The sequence below is a fragment of the Mycobacterium sp. THU-M104 genome (assembly GCF_049197365.1).
Classification (GTDB): Bacteria; Actinomycetota; Actinomycetes; order Mycobacteriales; family Mycobacteriaceae; genus Mycobacterium.
On sequence record NZ_JBMIOP010000168.1, the window covers coordinates 1 to 2,383 of the forward strand.

A 2,383-nucleotide genomic window follows, 5' to 3' on the forward strand; every position below is an offset into this window, starting at 1 on the left:
GTGTCCCGGCCCCGGGCGATGACGGTCGAGTGGATCACCTACGCGCAGTCGCTGACCGACAAACCGGTCAAGGGCATGCTGACCGGCCCGGTCACGATCCTGGCGTGGTCGTTCGTCCGTGACGACCAGCCGCTGGCCGAGACGGCCAACCAGGTGGCGCTGGCCATCCGCGACGAAACGGTCGACCTGGAAGCCGCCGGCATCTCGATCATCCAGGTCGACGAGCCCGCGCTGCGGGAACTGCTGCCGCTGCGGCGCGCAGATCAGGACGAGTACTTGCGTTGGGCCATCGGGTCTTTCCGCGTGGCCACCTCCGGTGTCGCCGACTCGACGCAGATCCACACCCACCTGTGCTACTCGGAATTCGGCGAGGTGATCGGGGCGATCTCGGATCTGGACGCCGACGTCACGTCCATCGAGGCGGCACGCTCACACATGGAGGTGCTCGACGACCTCAACGCGGTCGGTTTCGCCAACAGTGTGGGGCCCGGCGTCTACGACATCCACTCGCCGCGGGTGCCCAGCACCGGCGAGATGGCCGAGTCGCTACGGGCCGCGTTGAAAGCGCTTCCGGCACAGCGACTCTGGGTCAACCCCGACTGCGGGCTGAAGACGCGTTCGGCCGACGAGGCGACCGCGTCGCTGCGCAACATGGTGGCTGCGGCCCGCGAAGTCCGGGCGGGAGCCTGACGTTCGCGCGAGTCGCCCGACTTGCGCGAATGCCGAGCGTCACGCGAGCGTGGCGCCGGGCGGCGAGCGCCACGCCGGCATGACACTCGGGCGCCTTCAGGTCAGGCGCCGACCGGTGAGGCCTACCGGTCAGCCGCCGGCCGGTGAGCGGGGCAGGATCTTCGCCGGCACCTTGCCGATGACGCTGCCCATGCCGCGCCCGCTCAGGGAGCCCATCAGCGCCTGGGTGAACGGACTGTTGGGCAGGGCCGAGGCCTGCGCCATGGCCGGGCTGGCGACGGTGGTCTGCGGCAGCACCGGCGCGGCGCGGCTGATCTCTCCCGCGGCCGCGGACCATCCGGGCGGGATCGAGAGCCCCCCCAACTTCGAGGCGGACGCCAACTGGGCCGACACGCTCGATCCCCAGGTCCTGAGTTGATTGGTGATACCGCCGACCACCGTTTGCATCTTCGTGCTGACGAACTGGCCGATGCTGTCGAGCAGCCCCTCGCTGCCGGTCAAGCCGCCCATCCCCGTGGAACCGGCCGATTTGCCCATGCTCATGAACATGCGCGCCGGGTAGCTGCCCATCATGACCGCGTAGTACCCGGCTTCGAGCGGGTAGATCGAGGACTCGGTCAGGCCGGCGCCGCTCGTCAGCGAATTCAGGCCGGTGGCGTTGAGCAGCGCGGCCACCGGGGCCGACGTGGTCAGCGAGCCCATCGCCGCCTGCACCTCGGCACCGAGCGTGGTCAACGATGCCAGCACACCGGACCCGGAGCTGGTCAGCAGCGGCGCGAACCCGGCGGCCGGGTTCGTCATCACCGGCGGCACGCTGAACCCCGGCATCTTCAGCGCACTGGCCGCCGAGGCGAGGTAGCCGTTCATCGCGGCCACGTCCTGGGCCCACATCTCCAGATAGTCGCCCTCGGTCGCCGCGATCGCCGGAGTGTTCTGGCCGAAGATGTTGGTCGCGATCAACGCCGCGAGCACCGCCCGGTTGGTCGCGATCACCGGCGGGGGCACCGTCACGGCGAACGCCGTCTCGTAGGCGGCCACCGCCGCGCCGGCCTGCGCGCTGGCCTCCGCCGCCGCCGCCGCCGTGGCGCCCATCCACGACACGTAGGGCGCGGCCGCGGCCGTCATCGCCATCGCCGACGGACCCGTCCATCCGCTGGTGAGGGTCACGATCACCGACTGATAGGAACCCGCGGTCGCATACAAGTCACCGGCCAGCGACTCCCAGGACGACGCCGCGGCCACCAGCGGACCCGAGCCCGGACCGGTGTACATCATCCCGGAGATGACTTCGGGGGGGAGGAACGAGAAGAACACGGTGGCAGCCTGTTCCTAGCCGGCCGCTGCCACGTTCGCCGCCTCGGTCACCGTATAGGACGTGCCGCCGGTGGACAGGGCGCTCACGAAAGCTTCATGAATCTGGTTGGCCATCAACGCAATGGTCTGGTAAGCCAACCCGTGCGCGGCGAAGTGGGTGGCCAACAGCGCCGACACCTGGTCTGCCGCCGGAGGCAGGACGCCGGTGGTCGGCCCCTCCACCGCTGCATTGTTGGACGCCATCGAGGATCCGATGGTCGACAAGCTTCCCGCCGCGGCGGTCAGCATTTCCGGTCGTGCCGTTACGAAGGACACGCCCCACCTCCTTCAACACATCGGCCGGCTGACCCGGCAACTGCGAATAAAGTTTTCACGTGGT

General features: G+C 69.4%; 2 protein-coding genes and 1 pseudogene. 1 reads left to right on the plus strand and 2 read right to left on the minus strand.

From position 1 onward, the window contains the following. Positions 1-690: pseudogene (locus ACOJVU_RS13725) on the plus strand (5-methyltetrahydropteroyltriglutamate--homocysteine S-methyltransferase); the annotation flags it as partial. 129 nt (positions 691-819) lie between these two features. On the opposite strand, the gene ACOJVU_RS13730 reads toward ACOJVU_RS13725, so the two are convergent. Both ACOJVU_RS13730 and ACOJVU_RS13735 read right to left on the minus strand, forming a co-directional pair. Next, positions 820-2,004, minus strand: a complete 1,185-nt coding sequence (locus tag ACOJVU_RS13730) for a PPE family protein (RefSeq protein WP_421530272.1) — start codon at positions 2,002-2,004, stop codon at positions 820-822. 15 nt (positions 2,005-2,019) lie between these two features. Further along, positions 2,020-2,319, minus strand: coding sequence for a PE family protein (locus ACOJVU_RS13735; RefSeq protein WP_421530273.1), 300 nt, complete (start codon positions 2,317-2,319; stop codon positions 2,020-2,022). Positions 2,320-2,383: the final 64 nt, after the last annotated feature.